Here is a 20,088-nt window from a genome sequence, read left to right as displayed (position 1 = left end):
AGTATAGCGTGCCTTTTTGTTATTCATCAATTCGAATTACCTCACCTTGCGGGAAGTCCTCTGTTTCTAGTAAGCTACGAATTGCCTTCGCAACATATTCGGGTAACAGTAGCTTTCCTTCTTCTTTTAATGCGATGAATCGATCTAAATTTATGAAGTCTTCTTTATTTGTTTCACGAATTTGAGCTTGCATATTTGTATCAACAACACCAGGTGCAAAAGCGACGATTTTTACTGGATATTCTTTTTCTTTTTCTTCGGTCGCTACACACTGTGTAAACATATTTACGCCAGCTTTCGTTGTACAATAAGCTCCCCATCCGAAATAAGGATTTTTTCCTGCGCCAGATGAGATGTTTATAACACGTTTATCTACTTTCCAATCTTTCGTATGTTTCATGAAAGTGGAGGTAAGAATCATAGGTGCAAGTAAATTAATTTGAACGTTCGTAATGAACAGTCCGCTCTCAGCTTTTTCAATTGGTTTCATAGGTGCAACTGTGCCCGCATTATTAATTAAATGAATAGATGATACAGCCTTTTCATTAATAGATGAAATGATTTCGTTAAAGTTAGTTTCTAAATTATGTACATCTTGAAGATCTAAGGAATGGAAAATGCAATTGCTGTTATTTTGCTCTGCGAGTTTAGTAAGCTCTTTATTTTCTCTTCTAGAAATAGAGATGACCGTTGTATTTTCTTCTAACAATTGCGTGGCAATCGCCTCACCTAAACCTTGTGAAGTTCCTGTTATGATTACGTAGCGCATAATTTTATAAACCCCTCTCGTATGTGCGGAATTTTGTTGGACAACGTACACTCTATAGTTTGTCTACATTTTATAGTATAGAGCACTTTTTACTATAAATGAAATGAAATGAGATGATTATGTGCCTTTTATGAATCGCTTTACAACGACAGTAACTGGTGCCGTCACGTTCACTGGGAACACGTTGGGACTCAGTCCTACATCTCCTGCACCAGGCAATAACTTCGGTACGATTGATGTATTTACTACAGTAAATACATCGCTTCAAGTGCCAGGGTTCCCAGCAGGAACGACAAATGATTGGCCATTAAATTCTTCAAGTGCAATTTTAAACCTTCCAGCAGGGAGTAGTGTTTTATACGCAGAACTAGTGTGGGCTGGCACATACAGGACTGATACTGAGGATGTTACTGCATTTTTAAATGATAATATTTCGTTTACAACACCAGCAGGAACATTTTCAGTTGCACCAGATCCTGCAACTGCTCAACAAGGATCAGTTGGGAATCAGTTTTATTACGTTAGATCTGCCAATGTAACAAACTTTGTTAATGGAGGAGGAGCGGGGACATATACAACTGGGAGTGTTCCTGCTGCGAGAACTGCTGCCAATTCAACTATTAGTCGATCGGTAGGCTGGACACTTGAGGTAGTTTATCAAAATGCGAGTTTACCACTTCGAAATTTATCAGTGTATGCAGGTCAAGAAATCATCGATGCTTCATCGCCACCAGTTGATGCTATTATTTCTGGTTTTGCAACGCCGTCTACGGGGACAGTTACAGGAAGAGTACTTGTAACTGCTCAAGAAGGTGATTCTAACATTGTTGGAGATCAACTTCGTTTTGGGCCGAACGCTAATGCTACAGTTGCATTATTCGGACCGAGAAATCCCGCAAATAATTTCTTTCAATCACAAATTTGTAATGACAATGGGAATTTAGATACGAGCGGCACGTTTGGAAATTTGAATCAGCCGTTAGGGGCAGCCTTGGCTGTCAGAAGACAAGGGTGGGATATTACGAATGTAGATGCTTCATCATCATTAGTGAATAATCAAACGTCAGCAACAGTTCGCTTCATTACAAATGGAGATGGATATGCTGCAGCTGGTTTTGGTGTTCAAATAGATGCGACGGGGCCGATTATAAATCCTGTCAAATCTGTTGATAAAACAGTGGCAGCAGTTGGAGATATTCTCACATATACGATTACCGTTCCGAATACAGGGACGGGAAGTGCAGATAACGTTGTATTACAAGACAGTATTCCGAATGGAACGACATTTATAGCCGGCAGTGTGACAGTAGGAGGAGTAACGCAGCCGAGTGCGAATCCAGCTAGTGGAATAAATTTAGGTACAATCCCAAATAACGCTCAAAGAATTGTTACATTTCAAGTGAGAGTTACGTCATTCCCAAATCCAAATCCAATTTCCAACCGTGCAATGGTATCTTACCAATTCCGTCCTTTCGTCGGAAGTCCTCCTATCACAAGTACAGCTTCTTCAAATACAGTACAGACGACGGTAAACCGTGCAAATCTAAGTTTGCAAAAATCTGTAGACCTACAGACGGCAACACTTAATGACGTATTAACCTACACAGTGAATGTCACGAACAATGGGAATGTCGCTGCAAATAATGTTATTTTTGTTGATAGTATACCTGCTGGAACAACGTTTGTAACAAATAGTGTTACGGTAAATGGAGTAGCGCGACCAGGAGCGAATCCAGCAAGTAGTATTAATCTTGGAAGTATTAATGCTTCGCAAACGACTGTAGTACGCTTTCAAGTTCGAGTAACATCTAATCCTCTTGTAAATCCAATTCCAAACCGTGCGAGTGTAACGTTTAACTTTATTCCGGTTCCTGGTCAACAACCAGTTTCAGGCCAAGCGACAAGTAATACAGTATTTACTACAATAAATATAGCCGATATAAGAACGAGAAAAACAGTAGATAGAGCTTTTGCGACAGTTAATGACGTTCTTACGTATACCGTTACAATTGAAAATACAGGAAATGTACTGGCGACGAACGTTATTTTTCAAGATCCAATCCCAATTGGAACGACTTTTATACCAAATAGTGTAACTGTTGATGGAGTTTCGCAACCTGGGGCAAATCCAGCGACTGGGTTTACAGTAGCGAATATATCTCCAGGTGGAAGTAGAACGGTGACTTTTCAAGTACGAGTTACATCTACCCCATCAGGAGGTACGATTGCGAATCGCGGTAATGTATCTGCTAATTTCGTCGTTATTCCGAATCAACCGCCAGTAACGATTAATAGGCAAACGAATACCGTTGTAACACAAGTTAATACAGGTGGTTTAAATGTAATAAAAGAAGTAAATACAGCTCAAGCGGCAGTAGGTGATACTTTAACATACACGATTGCCGTCCAAAATACAGGTAACGTTCCGTTAACAAATGTATTTTTCCAAGACACTACTTCTTCAGCGGTTTCTTTCGTTGCAAACTCTGTAACAATTAATGGAACACCACAAAGTGGACTAAATCCAAATTCAGGATTTCCTCTTCCGAATATCCCTGCGGCTCAGACAGTTGTAGTTACATTTGAAGTATTAATTGAGCAGGATCCGCCGAATGAAGATATTTTAAATAGTGCAACTGTATCCGCAAGTTTTCAAGTGAATCCGAGTGAACCACCAGTTACTATTACTGTTCCGAGTAACGTCGTGAATACGACAGTACAAACAGGGAGCTTTGAAGTTATAAAATCTGTGAATACGAGTGTTGCAACTGTAGGAGATACTTTAATATATACAATCGAAATAATAAATGCAGGTAGTGTACCAGCTACAAATGTATTTTTCCAAGATTCAATTCCACAAGGGACGTTATTTATTGAAAATAGTGTATTGGTTAATGGTGTTTTACAGGAAGGGGCAGATCCAGAACTTGGATTTACATTAAATAATTTACCTACTGGTGCGAGTGTAATTGTTACGTTTGAAGTATTAATTGATTCAATTCCACAAGGGAATAATGTTGTAAATAATGCGAATGTCACTGGAGATTTTCTTGTAAATCCAACAGAACCACCTATTACTGTGACGGTACCAAGTAATACCGTAATGACAGTCGTAAATTCTGCAGGATTAAATGTGATGAAAATTGTAAATGCAAGTGAAGCAGGTGTAGGAGATACGTTAACGTATACAGTTACTATACAAAATAGCGGCACGGTAGTAGCGACAAATGTATCATTTCTCGATCCGATACCAGCTGGTACAACATTCGTAGCAAATAGTGTAACGATTAACGGAACCCCGCAACCAGGATTAGATCCGACTATTGGTTTTCCGCTTGCTAATATTCCGGTTGGATCAATGGTAACAGTCATTTTTCAAGTGTTGGTAACAAGTGTACCGACGAATAGAGTACTTCCGAATAATGCAAATGTCACTGCTGATTTTCAAGTAAGCCCTCTGCAGCCACCGATTACAATTGTAACGATTAGTAATATCGTTGTGACACGAGTAAATGTAGGATCAATTAATGTAATAAAAAGTGTAAATACGCCGCAAGCAGGTGTAGGAGACACGTTAACGTATACGATTCTTATTCAAAATACAGGAACTGTTCCTGCAACAAATATCATTTTTCAAGATCCAATCCCATCTGGAGCTACATTTGTAGCGAATAGTGTAACGATAAATGGAGTTGTTCAGCAAGGCGCAGACCCTATAGCAGGTTTTCCAGTTACAAATATTCCAGTCGGGCAAACCGCTACAATTACGTTTCAAGTTACGGTGACGAGTGTTCCAAGTGGAGGGAATATAAGAAATCAATCGAACGTTACTGCAAGTTTCCTTATAAATCCGGCAGGACCTCCTATAACGACTGTTACGAATAGTAATTTTGTAGTGACACAAGTAAATACAGCGCAGTTAAATATACAAAAATCTTCATCTGTGCAACAAGCAGCACTTGGAGAAACTTACACGTATTCTGTTGTCATTCGAAATAACGGCACAGTACTAGCGACGAATGTTTCTTTCATTGATCTGATTGCAACAGAAACAACATTTGTCGCAAATAGTGTAACGATAAATGGAACGCCTCAACCAGGCTTTGACCCAAATGTTGGTTTCCCGCTCCCTAATATCGCAGCTGGAACATCATTGACAGTAACGTTCCAAGTTACGGTAGTTGCACCGTCTACACGTGGAGCAGTATTAAACACAGCATCTGCTACAGCCACTTTTTTATTAAATCCTTTACAACCGCCTGTAACAACGACAAATTCAAGTAATACGACAGTAGTTACAATACCGTTACCTCCGCCTGGTGAAGTAACAGCAACAAAAACTGTAAATGTTGCTGCTGGAGCTGTTGGAGATGTATTAACGTATACCGTTCTAATAACGAATGTAGGAATTATTCCTGTTACAGATGTGTTCTTCCAAGATGTAATTCCAGAAGGAACGACATTTGTTGCAAATAGTGTAACGATAGGTGGAATACAGCAACCAGGTGTAAATCCAGAAATAGGATTTACAGTTACTCCGTTATTAATTGCTGGTGGAAGTATTACGGTAACGTTCCAAGTGACGATTACAGAGATTCCAGATAATGAAGTCATACTAAACGATGCTGACGTTACATTTACTTCACAACCAAATCCGCAGGAACCACCTATTACGCAAACGATATTAACGAATTTAGTCGTTACGACGATTAATATAGCGTCTATTTTTCCGTTAAAACTAGTAGATAAAGGATCAGCAACGGTTGGGGAAATATTAACCTACGATGTACTAATTTTTAACTTTGGAACAGTGCCGGCAACGAATGTTCAATTTCTTGATTCTAGTACGAGTGGTGTAGCATTTGTTCCAGGAAGTGTGAGTATAAACGGAATACCAGAACCTGGATTCGATCCGTTCATAGGCTTTACAGTTCCAGATATACCTGTAGGTGATTTTGTACTTGTCACATATCAAGAGATGGTAACGAGCATACCTCAAGGTGGAACAGTTGTTAATTTTGTGGATGTTACGGCTACATTTGCTGTAAGTGAAACAGAGCCGCCTATTACTGAAACAACGACAAGTAACACGACATTAACGAAAATAAATGAATCTGGTTTGAATGTTTTAAAATCAGTAAGTCAGCCGGTTGTTGCAGTAGGAGATACAATCACATATACAACAGTAGTTCAAAATACGGGAACAGTGACAGCGACGAATGTTCAATATAGTGATGTATTACCTTCCTCTATAACATTCGTACCGAACAGTGTAACGATAGACAGTGTGTTACAACCTGGATTCAATCCTAATAATGGATTCTCGCTTCCAGATATAAATCCAGGGGAAAGTGTAGAAGTCACATTCCAAGTAACAGTTGCCAGTGTTCCATCAAACGGAACGATTGCCAATACGGCAAATGTGACTGGAAGCTTTATATTAGTACCAGGAGAACCACCAGTTATAGTAAACCAACCAAGCAATACAACACTCACAACTGTAAATAGAGGACGATTTAATGTTATAAAACAGGTGAACAGGGCTGCGACTCTCGTTGGCGATGTATTAACGTATACAGTGCAAATAACGAATACGGGAACAGTAACAGCTAACAATGTTCAGTTTATTGATACGATTTCAGCAGGAGCGTCATTTGTCCCAAATAGTGTAACGGTAAATGGAACTCCGCAACCTGGTTTGAATCCGATTACTGGGTTTGGAATTGGCGATATACTTGTTGGCAATACGAATATAGTGACGTTCCAAGCGACAGTGACAAATATCCCATCTTCAGGAACGATAACGAATGTTGCAAATATAACAGGAAGTTTTACTTTAGTACCAGGAGAACCACCAGTTGTAGTAACAGAGCCGAGTAATACGACAATAACAAGGGTAAATAGAGGGCGATTCAATGTTATAAAAACTGTCAACAAACAGGCGACACGATTAGGAGATACGTTAACGTATAGTGTGCAAGTTACAAATACAGGAACGGTAACAGCGACAAATGTGCAATTTATTGACGTTCCATCACCTAGTTTAGAATTCGTTCCAGGGAGTGTACAGATAAATGGGATTCCGCAAGTAGGTTTAGATCCTTTTGTAGGCTTTTCATTACCGGATCTCCCAGTAGGAGGTAGTGTACTCATAACGTTTGAAGTAACTGTAATCTCAATCCCGCCTTCTAATAGCATTATGAATTCGGCGAGTGTAACGGGTAGTTTTGAACTTATTCCAGGAGAACCACCGTTTACAATTACGAGTCCAAGTAATACGACAGTAACTCCAGTAAATAGAGGTAGTTTAGATATGCTAAAAGAAGTAGATCATCCAATTGTTGGAGTAGGAGAAACGGTAACGTATACTGTTCGTATATTAAATACTGGTACGGCTGATGCGATGAATGTTCAATTTATAGACGTGTTATCTCAGGAAGCTGATTTTGTCCCAAATAGTGTAACGATAAATGGAGTACCACAGCCAGGGTTAAATCCACAGATTGGATTTACGATACCAGATATTCCAGTCGGTGAAACGGTGATTGTAACATATGACGCTACGATTACAAGTTTTCCAGATGGTGGTACAGTAGTGAACGTTGCTGGGGCATTAGCAGAATATATTTTAGTACCAGGAGAGCCGCCAATTACAGTGATGGACATGAGTAATACAGTTATTGTAACGATAAACACCGCAATCTTATTTGTTGCAAAAGGAGCAAACTTTGAAGTAGCGATGGTAGGAGATGTTATTACGTATGGAATTGCAGTTATAAATGATAGTACAGTTCCTGTGACGAATATTATTTTAACAGATATTATTGATCCTAATACGTTATTTATAAATGGAACGGTAACAGTGAATGATGTACCTCTTCCATTTGCTAATCCAAATATTGGTATCCCGCTAGGTGATTTTCAGCCGAATGATGCAGCAATTATTAATTTCCAAGTTGTAATAACAGGAGGGCAAATAAATAATTTAGTTACAAATACATCTACAGCGAATGGGCTTGCAACTGTAAATCCTAATGAGCCGCCAGTAGTAGTTGAAGGCGATAGTAATACAGTCGTTATCCCGTTTATTCCTCAAAATGTTTCAACAACAGTCGTAAAAACGGCAGATCTTCAATCAGCAACAATAGGCGATGTTATTACGTTTACGACAGTTATTACGAATACGGGGGATACAGCGATACAAAATATTCGTTTTCAAGATATGTTAGATAGTAGTTTTCGATTTGTTCCTGGAAGTGTAACTGTTGATAATACGCCAGTGCCAAATGTAAGCCCAGTATCAGGGTTTCTTATAGGAAGTTTAAATCCAGGTGAAGCACGGACAGTTTTGTTCCAAGTAACAGTTCAGAGTGCACCAAGTGGTTCAGGGAATTATATTAATCAAGCGAGTATTCGCTTCGAACATCAAGTAGGCACAGTATTGCCACCTGTTACACAAATAATAGATAGTAACATAGTTGTCATTCCATTTGTTCCAACGATAGAACAAATTTGTGAAACAAACTTTAATTGTTTAGACAAAATTCCATTTCACTGTTCTCCGTGTAATCAGTTGCGAATAAATAAAAAATAAACACAAAAAGAGCATCCTGAAAGAATAGGATGCTCTTTTTGTTTAGATCAAGTAGCTTCTTCTTCGGGAGAAGTGAAAAATTCGTTGACTTTGTTGGAGAGTAGAAATGGAATAGCTCCTTTTATAACGGAAATGTCCCAGTCCCACCATGCAAGGTTTTCTAGTTTTTCAATGATTTCTTGCGGGAAACGATATCGAACTAGTTTGGCAGGATTACCAGCGACGATTGCATATGGAGGTACGTCTTTTGTAACAACACTCTTGGCCCCGATAATGGCCCCGTTACCAATTGTAACACCAGATAAAATGCAGGATTGATAACCAATCCATACATCATTGCCGACTACGATATCACCTTTTGAAGAAGGATGACCAGTAATGTGTGCTCCTTCTTCGAAGAGGACATTAAATGGATAAGTTGTTATCCAATCAGCACGATGTTCACCGCCAAGTACGAAAACGACTTCTTCTCCTAATGAACAAAACTTACCTATTTTTAATTTTGTTTCATCATTCCAAGAAAAAATAATAGGGCCTACTTTACTGTAAGTATAATCACCGATATCATATTTATTATATTCAGGTTTTTGATTTAAATATAACATACCAATTTTAGCATCCTCTCTAAAGAAAGTAATGGATATGGAACATTGTATGCAAGGTGAAGTAAGGCGAACTATGTTGTATGAAATAGTAATGTGCAAAAATGTTAGTAGGCAAGATGAATAAAAGGGAGTGGAATGTATGAGATACGAAATGGGATTATATAATAAACCTTTTCAGTCAATTCAATCAGGAAAAAAAGTATATGAAGTACGCTTATACGATAAAAAACGTCAACTTATAAAACAAGACGATGAAATTGTATTTACGAACCTTACGACAGCAGAAACGATGGCTGTAAAAGTAACGGAGATAAAACGATACGAAAGCTTTAAAGCAATGTACGAACAAATTGATAAAAAATTATTTGATTGTGAAGAACTTAGTATAAAAGAAATGTTAGAAAGTACATACGAAATATATACGAAAGAACAAGAAAAAGAATGGGGAACAGTTGCGATTGGTGTTGAGGTAATAAAGTGAGAAGAAATCGCGGTGCAGCCATAATTATACAGGATGGTAAAATCGCTCTTATAAAACGTGTTCGAGAAGGTGAGGTATATTTTGTTTTTCCAGGTGGGGGAATTGAATAAGGAGAAACACCTGAAGGAGCAACGAAGCGAGAGGTTTACGAAGAATTAGGGGTACATATACAAATGGGGCACCTTATTGCAACGGTGGAGTATAACGGTACCGAGTATTATTATGATGCCCATATTATAGATGGAATTTTTGGAAGTGGTAAAGGTGAGGAATTCAAACGGAAAGATAGAGGCAGCTATATTCCTTTATGGATGCCGGTAAATGAATTGGAAAATGTAAATATAAAACCTTATGAAGTGGTTGGAAGTATCTTCGATTATTATATAAGATAAGGTCTGACAACATACAAAAAAAACCATTGACATAGCCTTCTGATTTAAGTATTGTATTCGAGTATGTTTATAATCAGGAGGTTTATATGAGCAATCAAACTACTACACATCATGTGAAAATGACAACAGCAGATCCATCTGGAATAGGTCTATTTGGATTAGCGATGGTAACACTTGTAGCATCGTCTCAAAAGTTAGGCTTAACAGATGGCGTTTCACTTGTATTACCATGGGCAATCTTTTTAGGAGGATTTGCACAAATCTTTGCATGCATTCACGATGCAAAGCACAACAATACGTTCGGTACAACAGCATTTGGTGCGTACGGCCTATTTTGGTTAGGTGTTGGAATGACTTGGTTAATTCAACTTGGAGTATTTGGCGAAAAATTAGCCCAAACTGCAGATTCAAAACAGCTTGGTGTAGCCTTTATCGGATACTTGATTTTCACGATCTTTATGACAATTGGTGCAATGGAAACACATAAAGTATTATTTATGATTTTCGTCCTTATTGATTTCTTATTTATCGGTCTTTCATTAAGTACTTTAGGTGTTATGCCGCACGCAATGCATAATTTAGCAGCGTATTCTGAACTATGTATTTCATTATTATCTTTCTATGGTTCAGCAGCAGCCGTGTTAAATACACACTTCGGAAAAGTTGTATTACCAGTTGGAAAACCATTTGGTATTTTTAAAAAGTAATAAAAAAGAACGGATGATTGTATAGTCATCTGTTCTTTTTTATTTATTTATTTATAGCTACAGTAGTAGATCCTGTCATTTCGGAAATCTTTTGAGAGCTTGCGGGGTTGCCGTCTATTGATACATGAACTTGTTGCTTAGGGTTCGCGGTAACAACCCAGGCGTTTGGTAAATAGCGTGATTTATGAGATAAGGTTGAAGGGATGTTTAAAATGTCTCCCATTGCGTACAATGTCGCTGACGAGCCCCCGTCCATTGCCATTGCATTTATGGCCCCTTTTTCATAAAGAATATCTTGGCAGTCCCTTAAAGAAGCTCCGATACTATGAGGTTGTCTTCCATCAATGATGAAAAACATAATTGATCCATCTTTTTTCTGGGCCATAATACTTCGGGGACCATAGCCCCATCCGCCATCATTTGTAATCATTTTTTCGCCATTTACAATTAGTTGAGGCATAAAGCCAGCAGCGGAAACGACATTCTTATTTAACAGTTGATTAGCAGAAAACTCTCCTGAAACCATTTGTCCGTATTTTGTAAGTCCACTAACGAGAGTAGGGGTATTAATGTCTTGCGGTGTGTTTATGACCTTCCCGTTTTCCATAACAATACCGATGCCTGTTTTACCACCACCATGCCCCGTTTCATCCCAGAACCCACTAGCATTTACAGCAGCAAGTGCATGGTTTCGTTTTGCCATGACATATATTTTTTCCCCAACGTCTTTTCCTTGTGAACCTTGTTGTGTAACGAGCTTTACATTTAATGGATTACTAATAGTCATTAATTTACCTTCGAAAAAATGGTCGTTATATTTTTTCTTAACTGTTTCAATCGAAACAGTTAGTGGTAAATTTTTCTTTCGCTCTAATTCTTGTTTTGAAAGTTTTGTATTGGCAAACTCGCTATTTTTCCATTTTGGATTTGTAATGGATTGAGAAATATCATTTAACTCGTTATCAGACAGTAATGTAATTTTTGCGTATTGCGGATGTTGAGACGTTAAAATACTTTCCGCTGCGATGACACGTAAATTATGGCCGTATGAAGTGCCAAATAGAATAATGGCACCCACTGTTAATAATAGTGCTGTCAAAAGGGATGATATTTTTAAAAGTCTAATAAAAATTTTTTTCATTATAAAGACTCCTCTTTTTGTAAAATCGAAATTGTTTGTTACCTGAAAAAAATGAAATGTGTAAATGGCCTTTCGCATTATATATGCAACATATTAAATGTGAAAGGATGTATATACAATAAGTTGAGAAACTAGATTTGGCAATAGACGAATATGAATGTTAATACTCAAAATGAAAAAGTAATAGTCATATGTACGATTTCTTTTAACATAAATGAAAAGGATATAAATCGGATGAAAATAATAATTGAAATTGATTCTCATTATTAATATAATGAGAATGAGAATCATTTATTGTAAGAGGGGGATGCCAAGGTGGCGAAAATTTTAATAGCGTATGCAAGTATGTCAGGGAATACGGAGAGTATTGCTGATTTAATTAAAGTAAGTTTAGATGCCTTTGATCATGAAGTAGTATTACAAGAGATGGAAGGTATGGATGCTGAAGAATTATTAGCTTATGATGGAATCATTTTAGGATCTTATACGTGGGGTGATGGTGAATTACCATTTGAAGCGGAAGATTTCCATGATGAGTTAGAAAATATAGATTTAACGGGTAAAAAAGTGGCTGTTTTTGGATCAGGTGATACGGCGTATGAACTGTTTTGTGAAGCGGTAACGATATTTGAAGAACGTCTTGTAAAATGCGGGGCAGAACTCGTACAAGAAGGATTGAAAATTGAATTAGCTCCAGAAGATAAAGAAGACGTTGAAAAATGCAGTGATTTTGCAATTGCTTTTGCCGAGAAGTTCTAAGAATGGGAGTGTCAACGTGGAAACAGAGTTCAGTGCAACCGCTATTACAAAGTTAAGAGATGGAAAGCTTTTGTTAGCTACTACATATAATGGTTTATTCATTGAAAAAAATGGAGAATGGAAACAGATTTTAACTGGATTCCAAAAACGAATTCGAGATTTACATAGTGAAGATAACGTAGTTTACGGAGTAGGAGACGAAGGAGTTTTTATTCGTAGTATGAATGGTGGAGAAACGTGGACGATCCAGCGCTTTCCAACGAAAGCAACGAGCTGGAATGTATGTAGTAATGAAAATGGAACAGTAATTGCTCATGGAGATAAAACACTGTATCATTCTAATAATTTTGGTTCCACATGGGAGACTATTCAGCCATTTCTTAATTACGATAGCGAGGCACCATCTATTCGATCATTATTTTTATATAAACATTACTTATTTATCGGTACGAAAATACATACTAAATATGGTGGTGTTTGGCTTTTTGATTTAGAGACACGTAAATTAAAAAGGATTAAAATAGCGATGAACCAGATGATTTCTGCGTTGACTATACATAATTCCTATTTAGTAGCGGCAAGTGGATCGTGCAGGGGAATTAATGGGAATATTTCTTTTTGTAAAATAGATGAGAGTATTGAGAATGAAAAAATATGTTGGCATACATGTCAAAGTGAACAAAAAGCGAGTAGCTATTTAGATTTAAGTGTAGATCAACATGTGTTATATACAACGTCAACGCAAAATAAGGCGGGAATTAGCACTGTTTGCCGTGTGCTTCTTGAAGAAGGAATTGTTACAGTATGTGATTCGGTTAAAGGGCATGGTTGGCGCATTGTGAATGAAAAAGAAGACTATGTTGTAGCTGGATCAGGTGAATTAAAAACGATGCAATGGAAGAAAAAAGCTGTATAGCTTAAAAAAAAACTTTACTTTTATTATATTGATATGATATAGTTACTTTAAACCATTTTACTTTTAATAATATAGAGATTTAAATGAGCTGTAACTTCCAAGGGGGTAGCAATGTTAAATCTCCTTCGGGGGTTGCAGTTTTTTAATTTATGACGTATTATTGTAAAGTGGTTGAAAATGAATATGTACATATAGGTACATTGTAGGAGGATTTTTTAAATGCAAAACGGTAAAGTAAAATGGTTTAACGCAGAAAAAGGTTTCGGTTTCATCGAAGTTGAAGGCGGAGAAGACGTATTCGTTCATTTCTCAGCTATCCAAGGCGACGGCTTCAAATCTTTAGAAGAAGGTCAAGAAGTTACTTTCGAAGTAGAACAAGGTAACCGTGGACCTCAAGCTACAAACGTAAACAAGAAGTAATTATGAAAAAAAGAAGGGCTTGCCCTTCTTTTTTTTGCGTTCTTATTGAATATCCTCCAATGTACATATGATAATAAGACTGAATTTTTGTTTTTTTACACGAGGTATTTCATGCATAAAGTGCATTAATAAATAAATACTGAAAATAAAGTATTTGCGTGAAAAGGAATTTAGAAAGAGGTAAATAAATTGAAAAACGCTACACATTTCATTGTGTTTGATATTGAAAGGAATTTTAGGCCTTATAAATCGGAAGATCCGTCAGAAATAGTTGATATTGGAGCTGTAAAAATAGATGCGAGTACGATGAAGATTATTGGAGAATTTTCAGAGTTAGTAAAACCAAGTGCCTCATTAACTCGTCATACAACAAAATTAACTGGAATTACAAAGCAAGATTTAATTGGTGTAGAGAAGTTCCCTCAAATTATAGAGAAATTTATTAAGTTTATCGGAGAAGATTCTATATTTATTTCATGGGGAAAAGAAGATTATCGTTTTCTATCTCACGATTGTACATTACATGGTGTAGAATGCCCATGCATGGAAAAAGAGAGCAGATTTGATGTGCAAAAATTTGTTTTCCAAGCGTATGAAGAATTATTTGAGCATACACCAAGTTTACAATTTGCAGTGGAGCAGCTTGATTTAACGTGGGAAGGTAGGCAACATCGTGCTTTCGCAGATGCTGAGAATACAGCGAATATATTTCTTAAAGCATATAGTGAGAGAGATATTAATAAGCGATACAAGAGACATGGTGAGCTTGAACTTGTAAAGAACGGAAAACTAACAGAAAAAGCGAAAAAAAAGATGCGAAAATGGGTATTTAAAGAAATGAAAAAAAGTGCAGAGCGTCCTTTTGTATGGAGTGCATTTGAAAGTAGTGACACGTGGGAAAGTATAATGGAAAGATATTATATAAGTGAATCTGCAGTAGAACTTCTAAAAAAACACTTTCCTACTGCAGTGAGAAAGGCAGAGCGGCAACTTAGGTATTTGGCTGAGATGGAGGAGAATACAGAGGTTAAATGAGATTCTCCTCCATTTCTAACTACATAAATTTAATTTTATCGCTTTGACGGTGGATAAAGTCTTCATATTAAATAGAAATTAATTTGTTGTTATAATTGAGCCATTATAATTGCTTTGAAAATAAAGGCGTAGTAAGAATTGTAAAATGTATTAATAAAATAAGAACTCATAGAAATGAAAGAGTGGACAGTTAAATGGAAGCAATCTTTAATATTTTAACCGTTTTAGTTTTTGGTGTAATATTCACGTTACTTTTAGCAGTAATTACACTTCCTCTTATAGCAAAGAAGAAGAAGTGGAAAAAACTTAACATATCTTTAAACCGTGGGGTATTAACGATTAAAATAGAAGAGTAAGATAAGATTTTTATAAAAGGGAGATGTGATAGTGATAAACTTGGATATCAAGGATGTCAACGTAAAGATGGAATTAAACGGTGTCTTTTGGAATGAGGATAGAATTGCTGAAATGATGGTGACTACAAAAGCAGAACATTCTCTTATTCTTCGTCTATTAGTTGACTTAGAAAGTAAAACTATTAGTGCGATGAGTGCCGAGATAGTGAATGGATTCTGCCCTCTGTGCGAACAGAAAAGGGATGAATGTAGTGAACTTAATGACTCACAAAACAAAATGGATATTTTAGAAGAAGCCTACGATTGGGTGAGAGAACATCCAAAATATCGTTTTCAATTATCTTTTTACGAGTACAATAAATTTGAGGTAGTGAAGTGAAATTTTCATTTTACCAACATACATAGTGACTAAAAGGACACCAAAAACTTATAGAAGGACTTGGTCAACTAAAAATATTGAAGCGAATATTTGTAATGGAAATACGCTTGTAGAGCAAGGAAGGGATCTACTTGACCTTGCAAAAAATGTCATCTTGGATTAAAAAAATTTAAAAATAAGCATATTTTGTTATAAAGCAGAGAAACCGATTCTTAGTAGAATCGGTTTTTAATATAAATGACAACTATGTTCCAAATAGCGAGCATGTGATACTGTAAAACAAAAAGACACTAAATAGTTTGTTTATGTAAATAACGTTTAGTACATGGAAGCATTTATTCACTCCCGTTCGGATCATAAGAATACTGCTGCTTCTTCTCAATCCGCTCAATTACATCCTGCAATTCATCTGGCCTCAGAAATTCGATAGGAGAGAACCCCTTCTCAAACGTAACCGAATCCATCAGCAAGTCGCTATAATACTTATTAATCTTTTAACAACTTGTCTCCAAAATAGCAGGGGGTACATAGAATACTATATATATGATTTTAAAGGAGATATTTTCTTGACGAAAAGAAATTGTAGGAGCCACCATCCTTCGTTTGCTCCCTTCATAAGCCCCAACCCTATCACCTCATTTAATCCGATTCAACGTTATCCTAAAATTGATAAAACAGCTTTCATAAGTCCATTTTCTAGTGTGATAGGCGATGTGAGAATTAAAAATAATGTATATGTAGCTCCTAATGTAAGCGTTCGTGCGGATGAAGGAACTCCATTTTATATTAGTTCAAACACAAATCTGCAAGACGGAGTTATCTTACATGGTTTATTGAATAAATTCGTTTCTGTTGATGATAAAGAGTATTCCATCTATATTGGGAAAAAGTAAGTGTTGCGCATGGCGCCCTCATTCATGGTCCTTGTTATATAGGAAATAAGGTGTTCGTCGGTTTTAAATCAATTGTGTATAATGCGATTATTGGAGAAGGAACATTTATTTCATACAATGCAGTAGTAACAAACGGTGTACGTGTTTCGAGGAATAGGTTTGTGCCACCTGGAGCCAATATAGATACACAAGAAAATGCAGATGCACTTTTTCGAGTACCAACAGACGAAGAAGAATTTGCACGAGAAGTACAACGTGTAAATCAAGAATTTCCTGCGTCCTATAACTTATTATTCGGTTCGCATCGTTGTTCTTGCGGAATGCCGTACAATCATTAAAAATTAGTAGTTTTTGAGGGGAGAAGCTGTATAAAGAGAATGTACAGCTTCTTTAGCATTATAAAAACATATCAACTCTTATTTTTGATTTTTTGCATAACTATTTGTAACTCATCTGGCTTTAAAAATTCAATAGGAGAGAACCTCTTCTCAAACGTAAGCGTATCAGCCTCGATCATAAGTACATAATAGAAGAAAATGATCAGACCTCCGATTGATTAGTAATATGAAATTGTATAAAAAAAGTGGTTTTAGTATCCATATACCTTTAGTGACCACAAAATAGATATGTAAATGTGACCAAAATAAAAGAGCGCTTGTTAATAGCGCTCGGTAAAAATAGTTATATGGAAGCATTTATTCAATCCCGTTCGGATCATAAGAATACTGTTGCTTATTCTCAATCCGCTCAATCACGTCTTGCAATTCATCCGGCTTTAGAAACTCAATTGGAGAGAATCCTTTTTCAAATGTAAGTGTGTCTGCTTCGATCATTAGTACGTATCGGTCATTTACCTTTGCGATATGTATTTGATCTCCAAAATCAGCAAGCAGGGCCTTCACAGAGATATGATCTGCTTTTAACTTTAATTCTACTTCAGGAGCATGCTCGACGATTTGAGCGGTAGCTTCCATTACTTCTTCGGTTGAAAATTGTTCCATAATTTCGCGTTTCGGACTGGCAGCCCATACTTCCATCGCTTGGTCGAATTGTTCGCGTTCTTCCGTACCTTCTTCAAATACATCTTCAATTTGGTCGTATACCATGTCCATTACTTGTGTTTTCATAATTTCAGGCATAGAGCGTTCGTATTCGACGAATTTTAAGAAGTCTTCAAAGTAACGGGCGTGTGATGCTTGGTGTATTTTTAGTTCGCCTACTTCGACCATGCCTTCCTCAGGCATGTACGGATATTGGATAGATTTCATGTTTTTTGTTGTGATGGCCATTTCAACGTTACGAATCAGTGTTGATTCATCTGAAATAGAAGCAACTTTCGGTTCAAAGTCACATTTCATAACGAAAACGAATGGATCATCAAAGTATTTGCGTAGTTTTGCTTGAGCGATTAAAAATACACCACCACGTACAGCGCTTGTGTCAAGATATGTATAAACGAGAGGTTCGCTCATATCTTTGAAGTTTTCTTTTGTTTCTGCAAAGCGAATACGATTAAAAAGGTTGTAATGAGGGTTTGAATCAAGTTCATGTCCTTCTTCTACAATAAAGCGACCAATTTTGGTTGGGGCTTGTTCTGTTTTTGCGTGACGTTCTACTTTTCGCTTTGAAATTTTTAATAATTCACCATTCAAAAATTCTTTTAAAGAGCTATCTTCATACTCTTCAGCGTCTAATGTTTGAAAATGTTTATAGCGTTTATCAACTGCTTCACCTTTTCCTTCTACTTGTACTACATAAAAGGAAAGAAAATTTATTTCAAAATCCATATTTATCACCTTGTTTCATTTCATTAACTCTTATCAGTATAGAGATGGAAAAAACTTTCGTCAATTTATATAAGGAAGGGGGAGCCCCTTCCTTATATATTTGTTATTTTCGAAATTAAAATCCGTCTTCTAATGCTGAAAATGGAATGTTTAGTCTATTTTCTACTGTACGTAAACGCTGATTTAAGCGGTTTAATCTACGCGTATGACGCTCAACTGTGTTTTCTAGTTGACGTACTCTTTGCTCAAGCTCATTTACTCGTCGTTCTAGTTGACGGTTTCCAGTACCAGGGAAAGAGATTGGAAGTTGAAATTGGCGATTTTGATCATATGGATTAACTTGTTCTGATTGATCTATATATTGTTGGTATTGTGTCTCTAAATCATACTGAGGTTGGTAACCATATTGGTTATATGGATCATAAGGATTGTAGGGATACATAAACACATCCTCCATTTCTTTATAATTAGGTTAAATTCACCATAATGTATGTGCAGAAGCGGAGTAGTGGCACGGCAAATACCTAGATGCGCTGAAGGGATTGATTGTTTTGATCTATAAAAATTTGGTTTCAGTTGTTTAATAATGATCATATATGAGAAATCAGCATTACGTTTTATGAAGCATGTAGGTGAATAAAGAGGTGAAATGAAAGAGTTTTACAATTGTATTCCATGCGTTAAATGGTATATACTGGATAGAGATAGGTTACATAAAAGTTACAATCTTATCAAACTCGAAAATTTATATTAATATGTATAGACATTTACAAAAGAAAAGAGTAATTTAAATAGAGTAAAAAATAACTTGTAACATTTTCTAAATATATTGTAAAATGATTGTAACAAAACATACATAAAAATGAAATAATACATAAGAAATGATGTTGGGGAAAAGGAGAGAGTATATTGTTCCGTAAAGTAAAGGGTATATTAGTAGGGGTGCTATGCGTAGCTATAGTAAGTGGTTGTGGCGCAAAAGTAAGTGATGTTGCATTAGTGAGTGATATTGGTGGGAACGTTGTAGAGGCTAAGGCTGATGTACAGGATTCAATTAGCTTAGTGGATGGTCGTACTGGTACTGAAGTGAAGAAACTAGATTTATCAAGCTTAGGTTATTTTGAAGATGAAGCGAAATTCAAAAAATCGGTATCAAAGGTTGCTAGTGAGGTAGGAAAGAGCGTCGATAAAAAGATGGTTCCTTCACGTTTAGCGCCAGATGGAACGTGGCAAGAAGGAAAACCTTCGTATGAATTAATGGAAAAAGAGTTAGTAGACAAATTATTAAATGTAGGTATGTGGGATTCTACTTATCAGTTACCAATTGTGGAGAAAAAGCCTACCGCAACATTAAGTGATGCGCAAGGCAGTGGTACTGTAATTGGTAGATATGAAACGAATTTAGGTGGCTCAACAGGTGGTCGAATTGAAAATATTCGTTTATCTGCTCAGAGCGTAAGTGGAGTTGTTTTAGCGAAAGGAGACCGTTTCTCTTTTAATGAACTAATTGGAGATACAACACCAGATAAAGGGTACCAATTAGGAAAAGAAATTGTAGATGGTAAATTAGTAGATGGTTATGGTGGTGGCGTTTGTCAAACATCATCTACTTTATTCAATGCGGCAGATCAAGCTGGTTTGAAAATGGTAGAGAGAACTACACATTCTAAAACAGTAGGTTATGTACCACAAGGAAGAGATGCTACAATTGCATATCCATATTTAGACTTAGTATTTGAAAACACGAATGATGCTCCTGTTAAGTTGTATATGGGCATACAAGGTGGAAAGCTAGTTGCTGAAGTACATAAAATGAGATAAATATCATAAGCTATAAGAGTAAAAGATTGGAAG

General features: G+C 36.6%; 15 protein-coding genes and 4 pseudogenes. 12 read left to right on the top strand and 7 right to left on the bottom strand.

Features of this window, described 5'->3' with window-relative positions; genetic code table 11:
- Nucleotides 1–19: 19 nt before the first annotated feature.
- Nucleotides 20–769, bottom strand: a complete 750-nt coding sequence (locus tag ACP6L7_RS14205; protein WP_097832763.1) for a (S)-benzoin forming benzil reductase — start codon at nt 767–769, stop codon at nt 20–22.
- A gap of 121 nt (nt 770–890) precedes the next feature.
- Between ACP6L7_RS14205 and ACP6L7_RS14200 the strand changes: the two genes are divergently transcribed.
- Entirely contained in the window at nt 891–8,363 is a 7,473-nt protein-coding gene (locus ACP6L7_RS14200) for a DUF7507 domain-containing protein (protein WP_097832764.1), read from the top strand.
- Between the two features lie 47 nt (nt 8,364–8,410).
- Here ACP6L7_RS14200 and ACP6L7_RS14195 read toward each other — a convergent pair whose 3' ends face one another.
- Nucleotides 8,411–8,968 carry a CatB-related O-acetyltransferase gene (locus ACP6L7_RS14195; RefSeq protein ID WP_002128459.1) on the bottom strand — a complete coding sequence of 186 codons (558 nt, stop codon included), beginning with the start codon at nt 8,966–8,968 and terminating at the stop codon, nt 8,411–8,413.
- 139 nt (nt 8,969–9,107) lie between these two features.
- On the opposite strand from ACP6L7_RS14195, the gene ACP6L7_RS14190 reads away from it, so the two are divergent.
- The 3 genes and pseudogenes from ACP6L7_RS14190 (at nt 9,108) to ACP6L7_RS14180 (ending at nt 10,548) form a co-directional block, all read left to right on the top strand.
- On the top strand, nt 9,108–9,449 hold the full coding sequence (locus ACP6L7_RS14190) for an ASCH domain-containing protein (protein WP_097832765.1): 342 nt from the start codon (nt 9,108–9,110) through the stop codon (nt 9,447–9,449).
- Nucleotides 9,446–9,841, top strand: a pseudogene (locus ACP6L7_RS14185) (NUDIX hydrolase). The gene ACP6L7_RS14190 and the pseudogene ACP6L7_RS14185 overlap by 4 nt, the downstream one beginning before the upstream one ends.
- An 86-nt stretch (nt 9,842–9,927) precedes the next feature.
- Complete coding sequence (locus tag ACP6L7_RS14180; protein ID WP_000070943.1) at nt 9,928–10,548, top strand: acetate uptake transporter; 621 nt, start codon at nt 9,928–9,930, stop codon at nt 10,546–10,548.
- 43 nt (nt 10,549–10,591) lie between these two features.
- Here ACP6L7_RS14180 and ACP6L7_RS14175 read toward each other — a convergent pair whose 3' ends face one another.
- The gene (locus tag ACP6L7_RS14175; RefSeq protein ID WP_098361996.1) at nt 10,592–11,689 is read right to left on the bottom strand and encodes a phosphodiester glycosidase family protein; all 1,098 of its coding nucleotides are present in this window, start codon (nt 11,687–11,689) and stop codon (nt 10,592–10,594) included.
- A 315-nt stretch (nt 11,690–12,004) separates the two neighbouring features.
- Between ACP6L7_RS14175 and ACP6L7_RS14170 the strand changes: the two genes are divergently transcribed.
- From ACP6L7_RS14170 to ACP6L7_RS14145, 6 genes are all read left to right on the top strand, one after another.
- Nucleotides 12,005–12,448, top strand: coding sequence for a flavodoxin (locus tag ACP6L7_RS14170; protein ID WP_001062757.1), 444 nt, complete (start codon nt 12,005–12,007; stop codon nt 12,446–12,448).
- 16 nt (nt 12,449–12,464) lie between these two features.
- On the top strand, nt 12,465–13,364 hold the full coding sequence (locus ACP6L7_RS14165; protein ID WP_097832767.1) for a WD40/YVTN/BNR-like repeat-containing protein: 900 nt from the start codon (nt 12,465–12,467) through the stop codon (nt 13,362–13,364).
- Nucleotides 13,365–13,583: 219 nt separating this feature from the next.
- A complete protein-coding gene (cspB, locus tag ACP6L7_RS14160) occupies nt 13,584–13,784 on the top strand; it encodes a cold shock-like protein CspB (RefSeq protein WP_001179147.1) in 201 nt (66 codons plus the stop codon).
- Nucleotides 13,785–13,973: 189 nt separating this feature from the next.
- Nucleotides 13,974–14,819 carry an exonuclease gene (locus ACP6L7_RS14155; RefSeq protein ID WP_097832768.1) on the top strand — a complete coding sequence of 282 codons (846 nt, stop codon included), beginning with the start codon at nt 13,974–13,976 and terminating at the stop codon, nt 14,817–14,819.
- A gap of 194 nt (nt 14,820–15,013) precedes the next feature.
- Entirely contained in the window at nt 15,014–15,175 is a 162-nt protein-coding gene (locus ACP6L7_RS14150) for a hypothetical protein (protein ID WP_097832769.1), read from the top strand.
- Between the two features lie 31 nt (nt 15,176–15,206).
- Nucleotides 15,207–15,554, top strand: a complete 348-nt coding sequence (locus ACP6L7_RS14145) for a hypothetical protein (protein WP_141533566.1) — start codon at nt 15,207–15,209, stop codon at nt 15,552–15,554.
- A 335-nt stretch (nt 15,555–15,889) separates the two neighbouring features.
- Here the strand turns inward: ACP6L7_RS14145 and ACP6L7_RS14140 are convergent.
- Nucleotides 15,890–16,048 (bottom strand): annotated as a pseudogene (locus tag ACP6L7_RS14140) (DUF3900 domain-containing protein); the annotation flags it as partial.
- A 72-nt stretch (nt 16,049–16,120) separates the two neighbouring features.
- Here ACP6L7_RS14140 and ACP6L7_RS14135 point away from each other — a divergent pair.
- Nucleotides 16,121–16,785: pseudogene (locus ACP6L7_RS14135) on the top strand (LbetaH domain-containing protein).
- A 71-nt stretch (nt 16,786–16,856) separates the two neighbouring features.
- On the opposite strand, the pseudogene ACP6L7_RS14130 reads toward ACP6L7_RS14135, so the two are convergent.
- The 3 genes and pseudogenes from ACP6L7_RS14130 to ACP6L7_RS14120 all read right to left on the bottom strand — a co-directional run.
- Nucleotides 16,857–16,973 (bottom strand): annotated as a pseudogene (locus ACP6L7_RS14130) (DUF3900 domain-containing protein); the annotation flags it as partial.
- Between the two features lie 169 nt (nt 16,974–17,142).
- Nucleotides 17,143–18,234 (bottom strand): DUF3900 domain-containing protein, encoded by a 1,092-nt coding sequence (locus tag ACP6L7_RS14125; RefSeq protein ID WP_000345024.1) that lies wholly within the window; start codon nt 18,232–18,234, stop codon nt 17,143–17,145.
- 115 nt (nt 18,235–18,349) lie between these two features.
- The gene (locus ACP6L7_RS14120; protein WP_071747617.1) at nt 18,350–18,676 is read right to left on the bottom strand and encodes a hypothetical protein; all 327 of its coding nucleotides are present in this window, start codon (nt 18,674–18,676) and stop codon (nt 18,350–18,352) included.
- Nucleotides 18,677–19,143: 467 nt separating this feature from the next.
- Between ACP6L7_RS14120 and ACP6L7_RS14115 the strand changes: the two genes are divergently transcribed.
- A complete protein-coding gene (locus tag ACP6L7_RS14115; protein WP_097832770.1) occupies nt 19,144–20,055 on the top strand; it encodes a VanW family protein in 912 nt (303 codons plus the stop codon).
- The last annotated feature ends 33 nt before the right edge of the window (nt 20,056–20,088 follow it).

Origin of the sequence: Bacillus silvicola (assembly GCF_050524305.1) — a bacterium.
Classification (GTDB): Bacteria; Bacillota; Bacilli; order Bacillales; family Bacillaceae_G; genus Bacillus_A; species Bacillus_A cereus_AT.
This window is presented reverse-complemented; position numbering and strand designations above follow the sequence as displayed.

Coding starts and splice junctions, on each gene's coding strand:
- ACP6L7_RS14195 (WP_002128459.1), bottom strand. CDS start 8,968: ATGTTATATTTAAATCAAAAACCTGAATATAATAAATATGATATCGGT.
- ACP6L7_RS14125 (WP_000345024.1), bottom strand. CDS start 18,234: ATGGATTTTGAAATAAATTTTCTTTCCTTTTATGTAGTACAAGTAGAA.
- ACP6L7_RS14175 (WP_098361996.1), bottom strand. CDS start 11,689: ATGAAAAAAATTTTTATTAGACTTTTAAAAATATCATCCCTTTTGACA.
- ACP6L7_RS14205 (WP_097832763.1), bottom strand. CDS start 769: ATGCGCTACGTAATCATAACAGGAACTTCACAAGGTTTAGGTGAGGCG.
- ACP6L7_RS14180 (WP_000070943.1), top strand. CDS start 9,928: ATGAGCAATCAAACTACTACACATCATGTGAAAATGACAACAGCAGAT.
- ACP6L7_RS14120 (WP_071747617.1), bottom strand. CDS start 18,676: ATGTATCCCTACAATCCTTATGATCCATATAACCAATATGGTTACCAA.
- cspB (WP_001179147.1), top strand. CDS start 13,584: ATGCAAAACGGTAAAGTAAAATGGTTTAACGCAGAAAAAGGTTTCGGT.
- ACP6L7_RS14150 (WP_097832769.1), top strand. CDS start 15,014: ATGGAAGCAATCTTTAATATTTTAACCGTTTTAGTTTTTGGTGTAATA.
- ACP6L7_RS14190 (WP_097832765.1), top strand. CDS start 9,108: ATGAGATACGAAATGGGATTATATAATAAACCTTTTCAGTCAATTCAA.